This is a genomic window from Streptomyces sp. NPDC008313, assembly GCF_042956125.1.
Classification (GTDB): Bacteria; Actinomycetota; Actinomycetes; order Streptomycetales; family Streptomycetaceae; genus Streptomyces.
This window is the reverse complement of record NZ_JBIBFR010000019.1, coordinates 13219-29333: the sequence shown is the minus strand read 5'-3', so window position 1 is coordinate 29333 and position 16115 is coordinate 13219. Positions and strand designations below refer to the sequence as shown.

Sequence of the window (16115 nt, the reverse complement as noted above, 5' to 3'; positions counted from 1 at the left end):
CCCTTTGACCTGACACACGACCAACCACAACAGCACACGCGGCCGAGGAGTCACCCGGATGAGCACCACCCAGAGCGAGAGGCTGCGACAACTGCTGGAACCGCTCGTCGGCTCTCAGGGACTCGATCTCGAGGAGATCGCCGTCGACTCGGTGGGGCGAAAGCGTGTGCTGCGCGTCGTCGTCGACTCCGACGACGGAGCCGACCTGGACCGGATCGCCGATGTGAGCCGCGCGCTCTCGGCGAAGCTCGACGAGAGCGACGCGATGGGCGAGGGCGAGTACACCCTCGAGGTCGGGACCCCGGGCGCCGAGCGCGCCCTCACCGAACACCGTCACTACGTCCGCGCCACCGAGCGGCTGGTGAAGTTCCAGCTGACCGAGGCCGCGGGGGCCGGCGAACTCGTCGCCCGGATCCTCCGGGTGGACGAGGACGGCATCGACGTGGAAGTTCCCGGCGTGAAGGGGCGCAGGCCCACCGCCAGAAGGCTCGCCTTCGCGGACGTCGCCAAGGCGCGCGTCCAGGTCGAGTTCAACCGGAAGAACAAGAACGAGGAGGAGGCGTAGCCGTGGACATCGACATGAGCGCCCTGCGGGGCTTGGTACGGGAGAAGGAGATCTCCTTCGACCTGCTGGTCGAGGCGATCGAGTCGGCCCTCCTCATCGCCTACCACCGCACCGACGGAAGCCGTCGCCACGCGCGCGTGGAGCTGAACCGCGAGAGCGGCCACGTGACCGTGTGGGCGAAGGAGGACCCGGAGGACCTGGAGGAGGGGCAGGAGGCACGCGAGTTCGACGACACCCCGTCCGGGTTCGGCCGGATCGCCGCCACCACCGCCAAGCAGGTCATCCTGCAGCGCCTGCGCGACGCCGAGGACGACGCCACGCTCGGCGAGTACGCGGGCCGTGAGGGCGACATCGTCACCGGTGTCGTCCAGCAGGGCCGCGACCCGAAGAACGTGCTCGTGGACATCGGCAAGCTGGAGGCGATCCTGCCCGTGCAGGAGCAGGTCCCCGGCGAGTCGTACCAGCACGGCATGCGCCTGCGCTCGTACGTCGTGCGGGTGGCGAAGGGCGTCCGCGGCCCCTCCGTGACCCTCTCGCGCACGCACCCCAACCTCGTGAAGAAGCTCTTCGCGCTGGAGGTCCCGGAGATCGCCGACGGCTCCGTCGAGATCGCCGCGATCGCCCGTGAGGCCGGTCACCGGACGAAGATCGCCGTCAGGTCCACCCGATCGGGCCTGAACGCCAAGGGCGCCTGCATCGGTCCCATGGGCGGCCGTGTGCGCAACGTCATGGCCGAGCTGAACGGTGAGAAGATCGACATCGTCGACTGGTCGGACGACCCGGCGGACATGGTGGCGAACGCGCTGTCCCCGGCCCGCGTCTCCAAGGTCGAGGTCGTCGATCTCGCGGCCCGCTCGGCCCGCGTGACCGTCCCCGACTACCAGCTGTCCCTGGCGATCGGCAAGGAAGGGCAGAACGCCCGTCTGGCCGCCCGCCTCACCGGATGGCGGATCGACATCCGGCCCGACACGGAGCAGCCCCAGGGCTCCCAGCGGCCCGGCGATCAGGGCGCCGACCAGGCCCGGGAATAAATCCAGGCCGCCCGACGCTGAGATCACGACAGTTTCACGCGCAGCACTGTTCGATTTTTGCCCCGCAGGGGTGAGGTCGGTGCGGGGAGGTAGACTTAACGGTGTCTGGCCGGACGCGAGCCCGCGCCTGCCCTGAACGCACCTGTGTGGGGTGCCGGGAGCGAGCGGCCAAGCCCGATCTGCTGCGCATCGTGGCGGTCGGGGGCGAGTGTGCCCCCGATCCTCGCGGTACGCTGCCCGGCCGGGGTGCGTATCTGCACCCCGCCCTGGCCTGTCTCGACCTGGCGGTCCGCCGCCGGGCACTCCCGAGGGCGCTGCGCGTCCCGGGACCGCTCGACACCCTGGCGCTGCGCCACCACGTCGAGCAGGCAACACAGTAAAACGTGTCGCACGGAACCCCGTGCGGCCCTGGTACCCCGCGAGTTGGAAGTAGGTCGAGATTGCGATGAGCACTCGATGAGCACGCGATGAGTACGCCCATGAAGTAGCGACGGTCCGGACGCAGACCCGGACCTAAAAGGAGCGAAGTGGCTAAGGTCCGGGTATACGAACTCGCCAAGGAGTTCGGGGTGGAGAGCAAGGTCGTCATGGCCAAGCTCCAAGAACTCGGTGAATTCGTCCGTTCGGCGTCCTCGACGATCGAGGCGCCCGTTGTACGCAAACTGACTGACGCCCTCCAGCAGGGCAACGGCGGCGGCAAGCCCGCCGCCCGCAAGGCTGCCCCGGCCAGGCCGGCAGCCCCCTCCCAGGCGCAGGCCGCCCGTCCGGCCGCCCCGCGCCCGCCGGCCCCCAAGCCGGCGGCCGAGCGGCCCGCGGCCCCGGCGACGCCGGGCCCGCGCCCGACTCCGGGTCCCAAGCCCGCGCCGAAGCCCGCCCCGGCGGCTCCGGCACCGGCCGCGCCCGAGTTCACCGCGCCGCCGTCGGCCCCCGCGGCCCCTGCGGCCCCGGCCGCCGGTGCCCCGGCCACCGGCGCCCCGCGTCCCGGTGCGCGCCCCGCCGGTCCCAAGCCCGGCGCCCGTCCGGCCGGCCCCGCACAGGGTGGTCAGGGCGGCCAGGGCCGTGGTGAGCGCGGCGACCGCGGTGACCGTCAGGGCGCTCCGCGCCAGGGCGGTGCCCCGCGTCCCGGCGGTGCCCGTCCGGCCGGCCCGCGTCCCGGCAACAACCCGTTCACCTCTGGTGGCTCCACCGGCATGGCGCGCCCGCAGGCGCCCCGTCCGGGCGGCGCCCCGCGTCCCGGCGGCGGTGCCCCGGGCGGTGCTCCGCGTCCCCAGGGCGGCCAGGGCGGTCCCCGCCCGCAGGGCGGTCCCGGCGGCGCTCCGCGTCCGCAGGGTCAGGGCGGTGCCCGTCCGACTCCGGGCGGCATGCCCCGTCCGCAGGCCCCGCGTCCCGGCGGCGGCCCCGGCGGCAACCGTCCGAACCCCGGCATGATGCCGCAGCGTCCCGCAGCGGGCCCGCGTCCCGGTGGCGGTGGCCCCGGCGGCCGCGGTCCCGGTGGCGGCGGTCGTCCCGGTGGTGGCGGCGGCGGTCGTCCGGGTGGCGGCGGCTTCGCCGGCCGTCCCGGCGGCGGTGGCGGCGGCGGCTTCGCCGGCCGTCCCGGCGGTGGCGGCGGTGGCGGCTTCGCCGGCCGTCCCGGTGGTCCGGGTGGCGGCGGTGGCCGTCCCGGCTTCGGTGGTCGTCCCGGTGGCCCGGGTGGCCGTGGTGGCACGCAGGGCGCCTTCGGCCGTCCCGGCGGTCCCGCGCGTCGTGGCCGCAAGTCGAAGCGGCAGAGGCGCCAGGAGTACGAGGCCATGCAGGCCCCGTCGGTCGGCGGCGTGATGCTGCCTCGCGGCAACGGACAGACCGTCCGCCTGTCGCGCGGTGCGTCCCTCACCGACTTCGCGGAGAAGATCAACGCCAACCCGGCGTCGCTCGTCGCCGTGATGATGAACCTCGGCGAGATGGTCACTGCCACGCAGTCCGTCTCCGACGAGACCCTCCAGCTGCTCGCCGGCGAGATGAACTACGTCATCGAGATCGTCAGCCCGGAGGAGGAGGACCGCGAGCTGCTCGAGTCCTTCGACATCGAGTTCGGTGAGGACGAGGGCGGCGAGGAAGCACTCGTCGCGCGTCCGCCGGTCGTGACCGTCATGGGTCACGTCGACCACGGTAAGACCCGCCTCCTCGACACCATCCGCAAGACGAACGTCGTCGCGGGCGAGGCCGGCGGCATCACGCAGCACATCGGCGCCTACCAGGTCGCCACCGAGGTCAACGACGAAGAGCGCAGGATCACCTTCATCGACACCCCGGGTCACGAGGCGTTCACCGCCATGCGTGCCCGCGGTGCCAAGTCGACCGACATCGCGATCCTCGTGGTGGCGGCCAACGACGGTGTGATGCCCCAGACGATCGAGGCGCTGAACCACGCCAAGGCGGCCGACGTGCCGATCGTGGTCGCGGTCAACAAGATCGACGTCGAGGGCGCGGACCCGACCAAGGTGCGCGGTCAGCTCACCGAGTTCGGTCTGGTGGCCGAGGAGTACGGCGGCGACACCATGTTCGTCGACATCTCCGCCAAGCAGGGCCTCAACATCGAGCAGCTGCTCGAAGCCGTGGTCCTCACCGCGGACGCCTCGCTCGACCTGCGGGCCAACCCGGAGCAGGACGCGCAGGGCATCGCGATCGAGTCCCACCTGGACCGTGGCCGCGGCGCCGTCGCGACCGTCCTGGTCCAGCGAGGCACCCTGCGGGTCGGCGACACCATGGTGGTCGGCGACGCGTACGGCCGTGTCCGCGCGATGCTCGACGACAAGGGCGAGAACGTGGAAGAGGCGGGTCCCTCGACCCCGGTCCTCGTCCTCGGTCTCACCAACGTCCCGGGCGCCGGCGACAACTTCCTCGTCGTCGACGAGGACCGCACGGCCCGGCAGATCGCCGAGAAGCGCGCGGCGCGCGAGCGCAACGCCAACTTCGCCCGCCGTGGCGTCCGGTTCTCCCTGGAGAACCTGGACGAGGCCCTCAAGGCCGGCCTGGTGCAGGAACTCAACCTCATCATCAAGGGCGACGCGTCCGGTTCGGTGGAGGCCCTCGAGTCCTCGCTGCTCCAGCTCGACGTCGGCGACGAGGTCGACATCCGCGTCCTGCACCGCGGTGTGGGTGCGGTCACCGAGTCGGACATCGACCTGGCGACCGGCTCCGACGCCATCGTCATCGGCTTCAACGTCCGCGCGGCCGGCCGTGCCGCGCAGATGGCGGAGCGCGAGGGCGTCGACGTCCGGTACTACTCGGTCATCTACCAGGCGATCGAGGAGATCGAGGCGGCCCTGAAGGGCATGCTGAAGCCGGAGTACGAGGAGGTCGAGCTCGGCACGGCGGAGATCCGCGAGGTCTTCAAGTCGTCCAAGCTGGGCAACATCGCCGGTGTCCTGGTCCGCTCCGGAGAGGTCAAGCGCAACACCAAGGCGCGCCTCGTCCGCGACGGCAAGGTCATCGCGGAGAGCCTCACCATCTCCGGTCTGCGCCGCTTCAAGGACGACGTCACCGAGATCCGCGAAGGCTTCGAGGGCGGTATCAACCTCGGCAACTTCAACGACATCAAGGTCGACGACGTCATCGCGACGTACGAGATGCGCGAGAAGCCCCGCTCGTAAGGGCGCGGCTGACCGTACGGGTCCGGTCCGGGGCCGGTCGGCGGAGAGTTATTTCCGTCGATCGGCCCCGGCCGTTCGTTGTACGGTTCAGATGTCCCTGTCCAGCGCATGGGCAGGCCGTCTACCCCGTACCGGCGGGACATCCGGACACACATGTATGTGGGGACTCTGTCCTTCGACCTCCTGCTCGGCGACGTACGGTCGCTGAAGGAGAAGCGTTCCGTCGTCCGCCCGATCGTGGCCGAGCTCCAGCGCAAGTACGCGGTGAGCGCGGCCGAGGTCGAGAACATGGACCTCCACCGCAGGGCCGGCATCGGCCTCGCGGTGGTCGCCTCGGACGTGGGGCACGTGACCGACGTGCTGGACCGGTGCGAGCGGCTGGTCGCCGCCCGCCCGGAGATCGAGCTTCTGTCGGTCCGGCGGCGCCTGCACGGCGACGACGACTGATCGACACCGAGACGACCGGGCCGCGACCGACGGCCGGTCGAGACCCAGAGCCCAGAACAGGGAAACAGGAAGAACGGGAGACGGACCAGTGGCCGACAACGCGCGGGCGAAGAGGCTGGCGGACCTCATCCGAGAGGTGGTGGCCCAGAAGCTGCAGCGCGGGATCAAGGACCCGCGGCTCGGTTCGCATGTGACCATCACGGACACCCGGGTCACCGGGGACCTCCGGGAGGCGACCGTCTTCTACACGGTCTACGGGGACGACGAGGAGCGCGCGGCGGCGGCGGCGGGTCTGGAGAGCGCCAAGGGCGTGCTCCGGTCGGCGGTCGGTGCCGCGGCGGGCGTGAAGTTCACCCCGACCCTCACCTTCGTCGCCGACGCCCTTCCGGACACCGCCAAGACCATCGAGGACCTGCTCGACAAGGCGCGGGCCTCCGACGCCAAGGTCCGTGAGGTCTCGGCGGGCGCCGCCTTCGCCGGTGACGCAGACCCGTACCGCAAGCCGGGCGAGGACGAGGACGACACCGCCGAATGACCGAGAAGCACCGGACGCCCGACGGGCTTGTCATCGTGGACAAGCCGTCGGGCTTCACCTCGCACGACGTCGTCGCGAAGATGCGCGGGATCGCCAGGACCCGACGCGTCGGACACGCCGGCACCCTCGACCCCATGGCCACGGGTGTGCTGGTCCTCGGCGTCGAGAAGGCGACCAAGCTCCTCGGTCACCTCGCGCTGACCGAGAAGGAGTACCTCGGCACGATCCGGCTCGGGCAGAACACGCTCACCGACGACGCCGAGGGCGACATCATGTCCTCCACGGACGCCTCCGCCGTCACCCGGGACGCCGTCGACGCCGGCATCGCCAAGCTCAGCGGCGACATCATGCAGGTGCCATCCAAGGTCAGCGCCATCAAGATCGACGGCGTGCGCTCGTACAAGCGGGCCCGTGAGGGCGAGGACTTCGAGATCCCGGCCCGCCCGGTGACCATCTCCGCGTTCACCGTGCACGACATGCGGGACGCCGTCGCCGAGGACGGCACCCCCGTCCGCGACCTGGTGGTCTCGGTGGTCTGCTCCTCCGGCACCTACATCCGGGCGCTCGCCCGGGACCTGGGCGCGGACCTGGGCGTCGGCGGACACCTCACCGCGCTGCGCCGCACCCGCGTCGGGCCGTACAAGCTGGACTCCGCGCGCACCCTGGACCAGCTCCAGCAGGACCTGACCGTGATGCCCATCGCGGAGGCGGCCACGGCGGCCTTCCCGCGCTGGGACGTCGACGAACGGCGGGCCCGGCTGCTCACCAACGGCGTGCGGCTCGACATGCCCGAGGAGTACGCGGGAGCCGGAGCCGTCGCGGTCTACGACGCGGCGGGGCAGTTCCTCGCGCTGGTGGAGGAGCAGAAGGGCAAGGCGAAGAGCCTGGCCGTCTTCGGCTGACGGCACTTCAGCTCGGCGGGGCGGGACGGCGCTTCAGGACGGTGGGCGGGCGCCGGCCCGCCGGTCTCGCCGGGAACCGCCTGGCATCGTCGCGGCCCGGCCGGTGGTCTCTCCCGTGGAGCGGCGATCACGGGGCCCGGTCCGCCGCTCCACGGTCCCCCTCTTCCCCCACCCAAGGGTGTATCCATCCACCCCCGCCGATTCACCCCTTCGGGCAGGCGCTCGGAGTGAACCGAGGGGGTGGAAGGGGCGCGTTCACGGCGTGATCTGTGCCGCTGATCATCCGGCGCCTACCGTCGGGACGAGAGCGCACGTCGGGAGGTTCGAGCATGGCGGGAGGCGTCCGTCAGGCACCGGACGAGGGCCCGGAGACGGGTGGTGAGGTCCTGGTCCGCGTCTGCGACACGTCCGGGCGGCCGCGCGGCACCGGATTCCTCGCCGACCACCACGGCACGGTGATCACGAGCCACGAGACGGTCGACGGCGCGGCCTCCCTGGTCCTGCACGGCGCCGGCGGCCGCAGCCGCGTCGTGACGGCCGCGGAGATCACCGCACTGCCGTGGGCCGGTCTCGCGCTCGTACGCACCGACGGACTCGGCCTCGAACCCCTCCCGGTCACCGCACGGCACAGGTTCGGGACGGGCACGTACGTCCGGGTCGCCGCCGGCGGATGGCGTCAGGCCCGGCTGCTCGGCACGGCCGACGTCACCTGCACCGCGACCGGCGCCTCCCACACCCTGACCGGCGCGCTGGAGCTGGCCATCGGCACGGCGGGCCGTGACGCGCTGCGCCCCGGAGGAGGCGCGGCCGGCGGCCCCGTCCTCGACGCCGCGACCGGCGCGGTGCTGGGCGTCCTCGGCACCACGCTGCACTCCGGGGACCGGACGGCCGGATTCGCCGTACCCCTCCGGGACGGCGCGCACGGCCCCCTGGCCGCCCTGCTGGCCCGCAACGCGGCGACGGTCCCGGCCTACGGAGCCGATCTGAACCTCGCGGGCGTCCTGGAACTCACGGCCACCTCCGTCGGCTCCGACGGCCCCCGGCCCCCGGCACCCGCCGGACCGGCCCCCGCCCCCGCCCCCGCGCCCGTCGAACGGGTGCGCGTGGTCGAGGAGTTCACCGCGTTCGCGGACGGCCCGGCCGGTGTCCTCGGCCTCGTCGGCCAGCCCGGCAGCGGCCGTACGACGGAACTGGCCGCCCTCGCCGCCCGCCGCACCGGCGGAGCGGAACCGGCGCCCACGCTCTGGCTGCGCGGCGCCGACCTGCTCGCCTCGGACGACTCCGTGGCGGACGCGGCGGCACGCGCACTGGAGCGGGCCGGACGCATCGTGACGGCCTCGGCGGCGGGCGACGGAGACGCCCCCGGGACCGGGCGCGCGGCGGAGGGGACCGCCGCGTCGAGCGTGCTGCCCCCGCCCGGATACGGCGGCGAACTCGGCGACATCGGCCCGGAGCGCGTGGCCGGGATCGCGAGGCGGGCCGGGCGCGCGCTGCTCCTCCTCCTCGACAGCCCCGAGGAGATGCCACCCCAACTCGCCCACCGGCTGCCCGAATGGACCGCGGAGAGCGCCGCGTGGCTGCGGGAGACCGGCACGCGCCTCGTCGTCGCCTGCGGGGCCGAGTACTGGGAGCAGGCGGGCGCGCGATTCCCGCCCGGGACGCTGCACCGGCCCGTGGCGGCGCCGCTGCCGGGGGAGCCGACGGCGTACGCGGGCGGGCCGCTGCCCCCGTGCGTGTGGCTCGGCCCGCTGACCGAGGACGAGGCGCGGTCGGCCCGGTCCCGGCTGGGAATCCCCGACGGCGTGCTCGACGCGGCCGACGCGCGGCACCCGCTGACCCTGCGGATGCTGGCAGAGGTGCGGGCGGCGCAGCCCGGCCCGTGCGCCGGGTGGCCCGACCGGGACGAGATCCTCGCCGCCTACCTGGACCTGAGGTGCCTGCGCGTCGCGGTCCGTCTCGCCGCGGAGAACGGGCTGCACGGCACGGCCGTACGACGCCTCGCGGCCCGCGTCTGCGGGCAGGTGCACGAGGCCGCGCGGCGGTGTCTGTGGCCCGGACGCGGTGAGCTGGACCGGCGGTCGTTCGAGGCCGTCTTCCCCTGGGGGCCCGCGCCGGGCGGCGGTCCGTTCCACGGGGTCACGGGCTGGGCCTCCGCCGTGCTCACCGAGGGCGTGCTCGTCCCCGCGGGCAACGGCTACCGCTTCGCCGACGAGGAGTTCGCCGACTGGATCCAGGGCGTGCACCTCGACCTGGACGCCGCCCTGCGGTCCCTGCTCCACCACGAGGACCCGTCCGCGGAAGCCGCCGGGCACCTTCCGTCCGCTCCCGCCGTGCCCGGCGCGCGCCGCCGTGACCGCACCGTCCCGGACGCGGACGCCTCCCTCCCTGTGCCCCGGCACCGCGTCGGGCCCCTGGTGCAGGCCCTCCTCCTGCTGGGCCGCCGACGCGGAGCCGGAGCGCTCGCCCTGTACCTGGAGGAACTCGTCCTCGGCATGGACGTCCCCGGGCCCGCGCCGGGGGACGCCCCCGGAGCCGGAGCCGGAGTTGGTACCGGGGCGGGGGCGGGGGGCGAGTCCGACGACTCCGCCTGGTGGGCCGGCCGCCTCGTCGCCGGCACGCTGCTGCGGGTGCCCGACGCCGTCCCGTACACCGGGCTCCTGCGCCTCCTCGCCGACCGGATCGTGGCCTGGCGGGAGTGCGGCGCACGCGTGCCGGGGGAATTCGGGCCCGCGTTCTGGGAGGCGCTGGCCCTGCCCGAGGAGGAGCGGCTCGAACTGCTCGGCCGGCTGGTCGTGGCGGACGGCGACGAGGCCGGTCCCGGCCGCTACCTCGACGTCGTGGCCCGGCTGCTCGCCGCCGCCCCGAGCGCCGTACAGCCCCACCTCACCGACTGGTTCGACGACGAGCGGCCCCTCCCCGCGACGCCCGACGCGACCGTGGCGACCGCCGCGCAGGCGCTGCTCTACGCCCACCGGCGGCGCGACCCGGACGCCCTCACGGAAGCGCTGGCCGGCCGGCCGCACCGGCGCGCGGACGAACTGCTCGCGACGCTCGCCGAGGAGGAGCCCGCCGCCGTCTGCCGCGCGGTGGACCGCTGGGCCCACGACGACCGCCCGGTACGAAGGGCGGCGGCGATGACCTACGGACTGCGCGTGGCACCGTGGGTCCGAACCGAGGCCGACCGCGCCCTGCTGCGGTACGCGGCCGGGGCCGTCCTCGCCCGCGCCGCCGACGGCGCCCTGCACAGCGCCGCGCTCGCCCTCCTCGTACGGGACCCGAGCACCCGGGTCGACCACCTCCACCGGGCCCTGGAGCGGTGCGCGGCCGGCGACCCCGGGTTGCCCGCGAGCGCGCTGCTCCCCGCCCTCGTCACCGACCCGGATCCGGTGCTCGACGCGCTCGGGGCCCGGCTGCGCCGCCCGGACCAGGACGCCGGCGAGGATCTGCGCGCCCTCGCCGACGTCACCGTGCCCGCCCTGGCCCGCCGCGTCGCCGCGCTGGTGCACGAGACGGTCGTACGGGTCCCGGCGGAGCACTGCCCCGAGGCGGCCGACCGGGTCCACGCGCACCTGGCCGCGTACGTCGACCGCTGCCTGGAGCACGGCCCCGCGGCGCGCGCCGCTCTCCTCCCCCTGGTCGAAGGTGTGCTGGAGGGGACCTCCGCGCGGGTGCGGGCCGTGCTCGCCGAGGTCCTGGCCGGGCCGGGCCGCCCGGAGTCCCGCCCCCTGCGGAACGAACTCATGGATCTCCTGCTCGCCTGCGAGAGCGATCCGCTCGTCCTCGACGCACTGCTGCGCGCCGCGGTGACGGGCGCCGGAGTCCTCCTTGACACGGACGAACACGCCCGCGCGCTCGTCCACCGCGTCGGCCTGCGGTTCCTGCGAACGCCCGCCGGGGCGGCCCGCTTCGACCGCGCCCTGATCGACGTCGCCCTCCACGACCCCGGATTCGCCGCCCGCCTCGTACAGTGGCTCGACGAGGAGCCCGCGACGTGGGTGGCGATGGTCGGCCCCAGCGCCCGCCACACCCTGGGGCAGCTGGCCACCGCCTCCGCACCGGGACGGGACGGAACCGCCCCGGACGCCCACCCGGCGAACCGGACCGACGGTCCTCCCGGACCCCGCCCCGGCACCCGTGCCGAGCCTCTGATCGGGCAGGACGCCTGAGACGGCCGTCCCGGAGCGGGCCGGGACGGCCGGCCCGGCGCTCCGGTCCGCACGTGCCGCCCGTCACAGCCTCCATGCCGATGCAAGCCGGGAGCACGCGGCATGGCACCCTTAGACCTGCGTAATGAGGCAATCACGGACACGGGTTCGACAAGGAGCGGTCACAGTGCAGCGCTGGCGTGGCTTGGAGGACATCCCCCAGGACTGGGGACGCAGCGTCGTCACCATCGGCTCCTACGACGGGGTCCACCGGGGGCACCAGCTGATCATCCGGCACGCCGTGGAACGCTCCCGCGAGCGGGGCGTCCCCTGCGTCGTGGTCACCTTCGACCCCCACCCCAGCGAGGTCGTGCGCCCGGGCAGCCATCCGCCGCTGCTCGCCCCGCACCACCGTCGCGCCGAACTGATGGCCGAGCTGGGCGTGGACGCGGTGCTCGTCCTGCCGTTCACCACCGAGTTCTCGAAGCTGTCGCCCGCCGACTTCGTCGTCAAGGTCCTGGTCGACAAGCTGCACGCGAAGGCCGTCGTCGAGGGCCCCAACTTCCGCTTCGGCCACAAGGCCACCGGCGACGTCGCCTTCCTCGCCGAGCAGGGCAAGACGTACGACTTCGAGGTCGAGGTCGTCGACCTGTACGTGACCGGTGACGCCGGGGGCGGGCAGCCGTTCTCCTCGACGCTCACCCGGCGCCTCGTCACCGAGGGCGACGTCGAGGGCGCGAGCGAGATCCTCGGCCGCCCGCACCGCGTCGAGGGCATCGTCGTGCGCGGGGCGCAGCGGGGCCGCGAGCTCGGTTTCCCCACCGCCAACGTCGAGACGCTGCCGCACACCGCGATCCCCGCCGACGGCGTCTACGCCGGCTGGCTGCACGCCCAGGGCGAGGCCATGCCGGCGGCGATCTCCGTCGGCACGAACCCGCAGTTCGACGGCACCGAGCGGACGGTAGAGGCGTACGCCATCGACCGTGTCGGCCTCGACCTCTACGGGCTGCACGTCGCCGTCGACTTCCTCGCCTTCGTCCGGGGCCAGGCCAAGTTCGACTCCATCGAGGCTCTGCTCGAGGCCATCTCGGACGACGTGAAGCGCTCCCGGGAGCTGATCGGGGCGTACGAGGCGAGGTAGCGCCCGCGCGTCGGCGCTCGCCAGCCGGCCGGGGTGCCCACGAACCGGGAGAGCGGGCCCGCGTCGTTCACACGACGCGGGCCCGCTCTCTCGTCGGCGCTACTGGTGAGGAGGCGGCGGCGGGCTTCCCGGCTGCGGGTACTGCGGGTACGGCTGGGGTTGGGGTTGCGGCTGGGGCTGGGGTTGTGGGGGCGACTGGGGCTGTCCCTGCGGCGGCTGCTGCGGGTAACCCTGGCCCGGCTGGCCCGGCTGGCCCGGCTGGGCGTACGGCTGGCCGGGGTAGGGCTGCTGCGGGGCAGGGTGTCCCTGGCCGGGGTAGGGGCCGCCCGGCACGGGCTGTCCGGGCGCCGGCTGACCGGGGATCTGCTGACCCGGCAACGGAGGCGCGGCCACCGGGGGCGGGTTGCCGTCCGACGTCCACAGCCCGTGCGACTGCTGATGCCGTGCGATGTCCTCGGCGACCATGGCCGACAGGTTGAAGTACGCCTCACGCACCTTCGGGCGCATCATGTCCAGGTCGACCTCAGCGCCCGCGGCCAGGTGCTCGTCGAAGGGCACGACCACGACACCGCGGCACCGCGTCTCGAAGTGGCTGACGATGTCCTCCACCTTGATCATCTTGCCGGTCTCGCGCACCCCTGAGATGACCGTGATGGACCGCGACACGAGATCCGCGTATCCGTGCGCCGAGAGCCAGTCCAGCGTCGTACTGGCGCTGCTCGCACCGTCCACGGACGGGGTCGAGATGATGATCAGCTGGTCGGCGAGGTCGAGCACGCCGCGCATGGCGCTGTAGAGCAGACCGGTACCCGAGTCGGTGAGGATGATCGGGTACTGCCTGCCCAGGACGTCGATGGCGCGCCGGTAGTCCTCGTCGTTGAAGGTCGTGGAGACGGCCGGGTCGACGTCGTTGGCGATGATCTCGAGCCCCGAGGACGCCTGCGAGGTGAACCGCCTGATGTCCATGTAGGAGTTGAGGTACGGGATCGCCTGTACGAGGTCGCGGATGGTGGCCCCGGTCTCACGGCGCACGCGGCGGCCGAGCGTACCGGCGTCCGGGTTGGCGTCGATCGCGAGGATCTTGTCCTGCCGCTCGGTGGCGAGCGTCGAACCCAGCGCCGTCGTGGTCGTCGTCTTGCCGACGCCGCCCTTGAGGCTGATGACCGCGATCCGGTAGCAGGAGAGCACCGGCGTCCGGATCAGCTCCAGCTTCCGCTGCCGCTCCGCCTCCTCCTTCTTGCCGCCGAGCCTGAACCGCGACGAACCCGCCGTCGGCCTGCCGCTCTTGGCCTTCTGCCGCTTGTTGTTGAGCAGCCGGTCGGAGGACAGCTCCACCGCGGCGGTGTAACCGAGGGGCGCGGCGCTCGGGTTGGTGGGTTGTCGCTGGTCGTGCTGGATGGGCTGCGGCCAGGCGGCTCCGGTACGGGGGTCGACCGGGGGCTGGGCCTGGGGCTGGGGGTGCTGAGCGGGCTGCGGGTGCTGAGCGGGCTGCGGGTGCTGGGGATGCTGCGCCTGGGGCGGTTGCGGTGCCTGGGGCGCGTGAGGGTGTCCCGGCTGACCGGGCTGCTGACCGGGTTGGGGCTGCTGCTGCGGGAAGCCGTAACCGGCCTGGGGGCTGGAGGGCTGGGGCGCCGCGGGCTGCGGAGTGGCGGGAGACGGGAGCGGGGCACCCGGCTGCGGGAACCCGTAGCCGCTGCCCTGCGGGGCGGGCGGAGGCGGCACCGGTGCGCCGCCCTGCGGGGGGAAGCCGTAGCCGGCCGGCTGATCCGGAACACCGGGCGCCGCGGGAGGAGCGGACGGGGAGGCGGGAGCCGGGGCCCCGGTCTGCGGGAACCCGTAGCCGCCCTGGGGTGCGGCCGGTGCGGGAGCGGTCGGACCGGGGGTCACGGGCGGCGCCGGGGTCGGCGCGGGCGCCGGGGCGGGTGGGTTCCATGCGGCGGGCGCGGGCGCGGGCGCGGGCTGCGGCGCCTGCGGCGGGTACGCCGACTGCTGCTGGGGCGGCACGCCCGGAGCGGGCTGCGCGGCCGTGGGCGGCTGCTGCGGCGCTTCGGGCGCCGGTGCCGTCGGCATCGGCCACTGCGGCGCCGGAGCGGGCGCGGCGGGCTGGTACGCCGGGGGCAGCGGCGGAAGCCCGGCCTGCGGTGCGGGGGGAGGGGCCCAGGCGGGCGGCGCGTCCTGTATCCCGGCGTCGGGTCCGGCACCTCCGTCGGCCGGGACGGCGGGAACCGCGTCCTCGGGGACGGCGTCCGCCAGGACGGCATCCTCGGGAACGGCGTCCGCCGGCTCGCCACCGGTGCCCGCCGCGACGACGGGGACGGCAGGAGCGGCGTCGGCAGGACGGGGATCGGTGGGAGCGGCGTCGGCGGGGAGGGAACCGGTGGGAGCGGCGTCAGTGGGGACGGAACCGGTGGGAGCGGTGTCAGTGGGGACGGAACCGGGCGCGGCGGTAGAGGCGTGGGATGCCACGACTTCCGAGAGCGCCTCCGACGAGCTGTCACCCGCCGTCGCCGTCGCCGTCGGGGCCTGCGGAGCCTCGGGGGAGGCGGACCCCTCCGGGGTCTCCGGTGCGGGCCCGGCGTCGCTCCCCGCCGCGACGTCCTCGGTATCTGCGGCGACGGCACCCGCCGTGACGGCATCCGCCGCGTCACCGTCGGTCACGGCCCCACCGGCCCCGTCGGTCCCAGCGCCCTCGGTCACGGCCCCGTCTGCCCCGTCGGTCGTGACGGCGTCCGTCGGGCCGGCCGCCGGGTCCACGGGAGCGGCGTCGTCGGCAGCCGTACCGCCGGTGAACTCCGGTACCGCCGTGACCGGTTCCGGCATCCTGAGTGCGAAGTCCCCGCCTGCCACCTCGGCTGCGGGGCCGGGCGAGGGGGCGGGTGAGGGCGGCGCGGGAACGTCGGCGGCCGGGGCGGCCGCCGGTTCCCCGGCGTCCCGGCCCTCGCCCGAGCGCTCCGCGATCTCACGCTTCAGAGCGGCCGAGGAGAAGCGCATGGTCGCGCCGCTCTCCAGATCGCCGTTCCCCGTCCCGGAATCCGCCTCGGCGGGCGCGGGAGCCGAGGGTGCCCAGGCGGGTGGCGGCTCCTGGGCCGCCTCCGCCTCGTCACCGGACTCACCCGGAGCACCGGCGTCACCCGGACCGTCCGGACCGTCCGGTCCGGCCGCACCTCCCGACGCGTTCTGCGTGTACCAGGCAGGCGGCGCGTAGTCGATGGTGAACTCGCCCGTCGTCTCGATGGCGGACTCGGCGTCGGGCTGGTCATCGCCGGGTGTGGCCCAGCCCCCGCGGATCCCGTCCCGATCGCTGTTCACAGTTCCTCCTGGTGTGGTCGAGCACCTTCAATGCCGTGCGGGGCGCCCGTCGTGTCGTCCGAACCCGTGCGAAACGCGTCCGAGCCCGTTCGAACTCGCACGCTCCCGCACACTCCTGAAGAAGTCCGCACCGAAGCCGTCCGAGCTGTTCCGAGCCCTGTCTTCCGCTCGGAGTCGTTCGGATGCGTACGGCCGAAGCCCTCAGAAGTCGTTCGGGGTGCCGTCCGAAACGACCGGTCCCCCAAGAGACGCGAGCAGTCCGTCCACGGGTTCCGAGCCGCGCCCCGGTCCCAGCCTAATCACCACGAGCGCCCCCGTGGCAGGCCCGTCCGCCCGTCCGCGCGGGACCGTTCCGCCCCGCGCCGTCCGCTGGTGACCGACGCCCACGCGTCCACTCGGGCCAAACCGGGC

General features: G+C 74.1%; 10 protein-coding genes. 9 read left to right on the top strand and 1 reads right to left on the bottom strand.

Features of this window, described 5'->3' with window-relative positions; all coding sequences use genetic code 11:
• Nucleotides 1–58: 58 nt before the first annotated feature.
• The 9 genes from rimP to ACFY93_RS24310 all read left to right on the top strand — a co-directional run bounded on the left by rimP (nt 59) and on the right by ACFY93_RS24310 (nt 12395).
• A complete protein-coding gene (gene rimP, locus ACFY93_RS24350; protein WP_391362724.1) occupies nt 59–565 on the top strand; it encodes a ribosome maturation factor RimP in 507 nt (168 codons plus the stop codon).
• A gap of 2 nt (nt 566–567) precedes the next feature.
• Nucleotides 568–1596 (top strand): transcription termination factor NusA, encoded by a 1029-nt coding sequence (gene nusA / locus ACFY93_RS24345; RefSeq protein ID WP_391362722.1) that lies wholly within the window; start codon nt 568–570, stop codon nt 1594–1596.
• A 101-nt stretch (nt 1597–1697) separates the two neighbouring features.
• On the top strand, nt 1698–1976 hold the full coding sequence (locus ACFY93_RS24340; RefSeq protein WP_391362720.1) for a DUF448 domain-containing protein: 279 nt from the start codon (nt 1698–1700) through the stop codon (nt 1974–1976).
• Between the two features lie 147 nt (nt 1977–2123).
• Nucleotides 2124–5225: a translation initiation factor IF-2 gene (gene infB, locus ACFY93_RS24335; RefSeq protein WP_391362718.1), complete on the top strand. Its 3102-nt coding sequence runs from the start codon at nt 2124–2126 to the stop codon at nt 5223–5225.
• A gap of 153 nt (nt 5226–5378) precedes the next feature.
• The gene (locus ACFY93_RS24330; protein ID WP_391362716.1) at nt 5379–5672 is read left to right on the top strand and encodes a DUF503 family protein; all 294 of its coding nucleotides are present in this window, start codon (nt 5379–5381) and stop codon (nt 5670–5672) included.
• Between the two features lie 88 nt (nt 5673–5760).
• The gene (gene rbfA / locus ACFY93_RS24325) at nt 5761–6207 is read left to right on the top strand and encodes a 30S ribosome-binding factor RbfA (RefSeq protein ID WP_391362714.1); all 447 of its coding nucleotides are present in this window, start codon (nt 5761–5763) and stop codon (nt 6205–6207) included.
• Nucleotides 6204–7109: a tRNA pseudouridine(55) synthase TruB gene (gene truB, locus ACFY93_RS24320; RefSeq protein ID WP_391362712.1), complete on the top strand. Its 906-nt coding sequence runs from the start codon at nt 6204–6206 to the stop codon at nt 7107–7109. The genes rbfA and truB overlap by 4 nt, the downstream gene beginning before the upstream one ends.
• Nucleotides 7110–7438: 329 nt before the next feature.
• Nucleotides 7439–11275, top strand: coding sequence for a trypsin-like peptidase domain-containing protein (locus tag ACFY93_RS24315; RefSeq protein ID WP_391362710.1), 3837 nt, complete (start codon nt 7439–7441; stop codon nt 11273–11275).
• Between the two features lie 166 nt (nt 11276–11441).
• The gene (locus tag ACFY93_RS24310; protein ID WP_391362708.1) at nt 11442–12395 is read left to right on the top strand and encodes a bifunctional riboflavin kinase/FAD synthetase; all 954 of its coding nucleotides are present in this window, start codon (nt 11442–11444) and stop codon (nt 12393–12395) included.
• Nucleotides 12396–12494: 99 nt separating this feature from the next.
• On the opposite strand, the gene ACFY93_RS24305 is transcribed toward ACFY93_RS24310, so the two are convergent.
• Entirely contained in the window at nt 12495–15704 is a 3210-nt protein-coding gene (locus ACFY93_RS24305; RefSeq protein ID WP_391362706.1) for an SCO5717 family growth-regulating ATPase, read from the bottom strand.
• Nucleotides 15705–16115: the final 411 nt, after the last annotated feature.

Bases quoted from the DNA above. Each gene is read 5' to 3' on its own strand.
- ACFY93_RS24330 (WP_391362716.1), top strand. From the start codon at position 5,379: ATGTATGTGGGGACTCTGTCCTTCGACCTCCTGCTCGGCGACGTACGG.
- truB (WP_391362712.1), top strand. From the start codon at position 6,204: ATGACCGAGAAGCACCGGACGCCCGACGGGCTTGTCATCGTGGACAAG.
- ACFY93_RS24315 (WP_391362710.1), top strand. From the start codon at position 7,439: ATGGCGGGAGGCGTCCGTCAGGCACCGGACGAGGGCCCGGAGACGGGT.
- rimP (WP_391362724.1), top strand. From the start codon at position 59: ATGAGCACCACCCAGAGCGAGAGGCTGCGACAACTGCTGGAACCGCTC.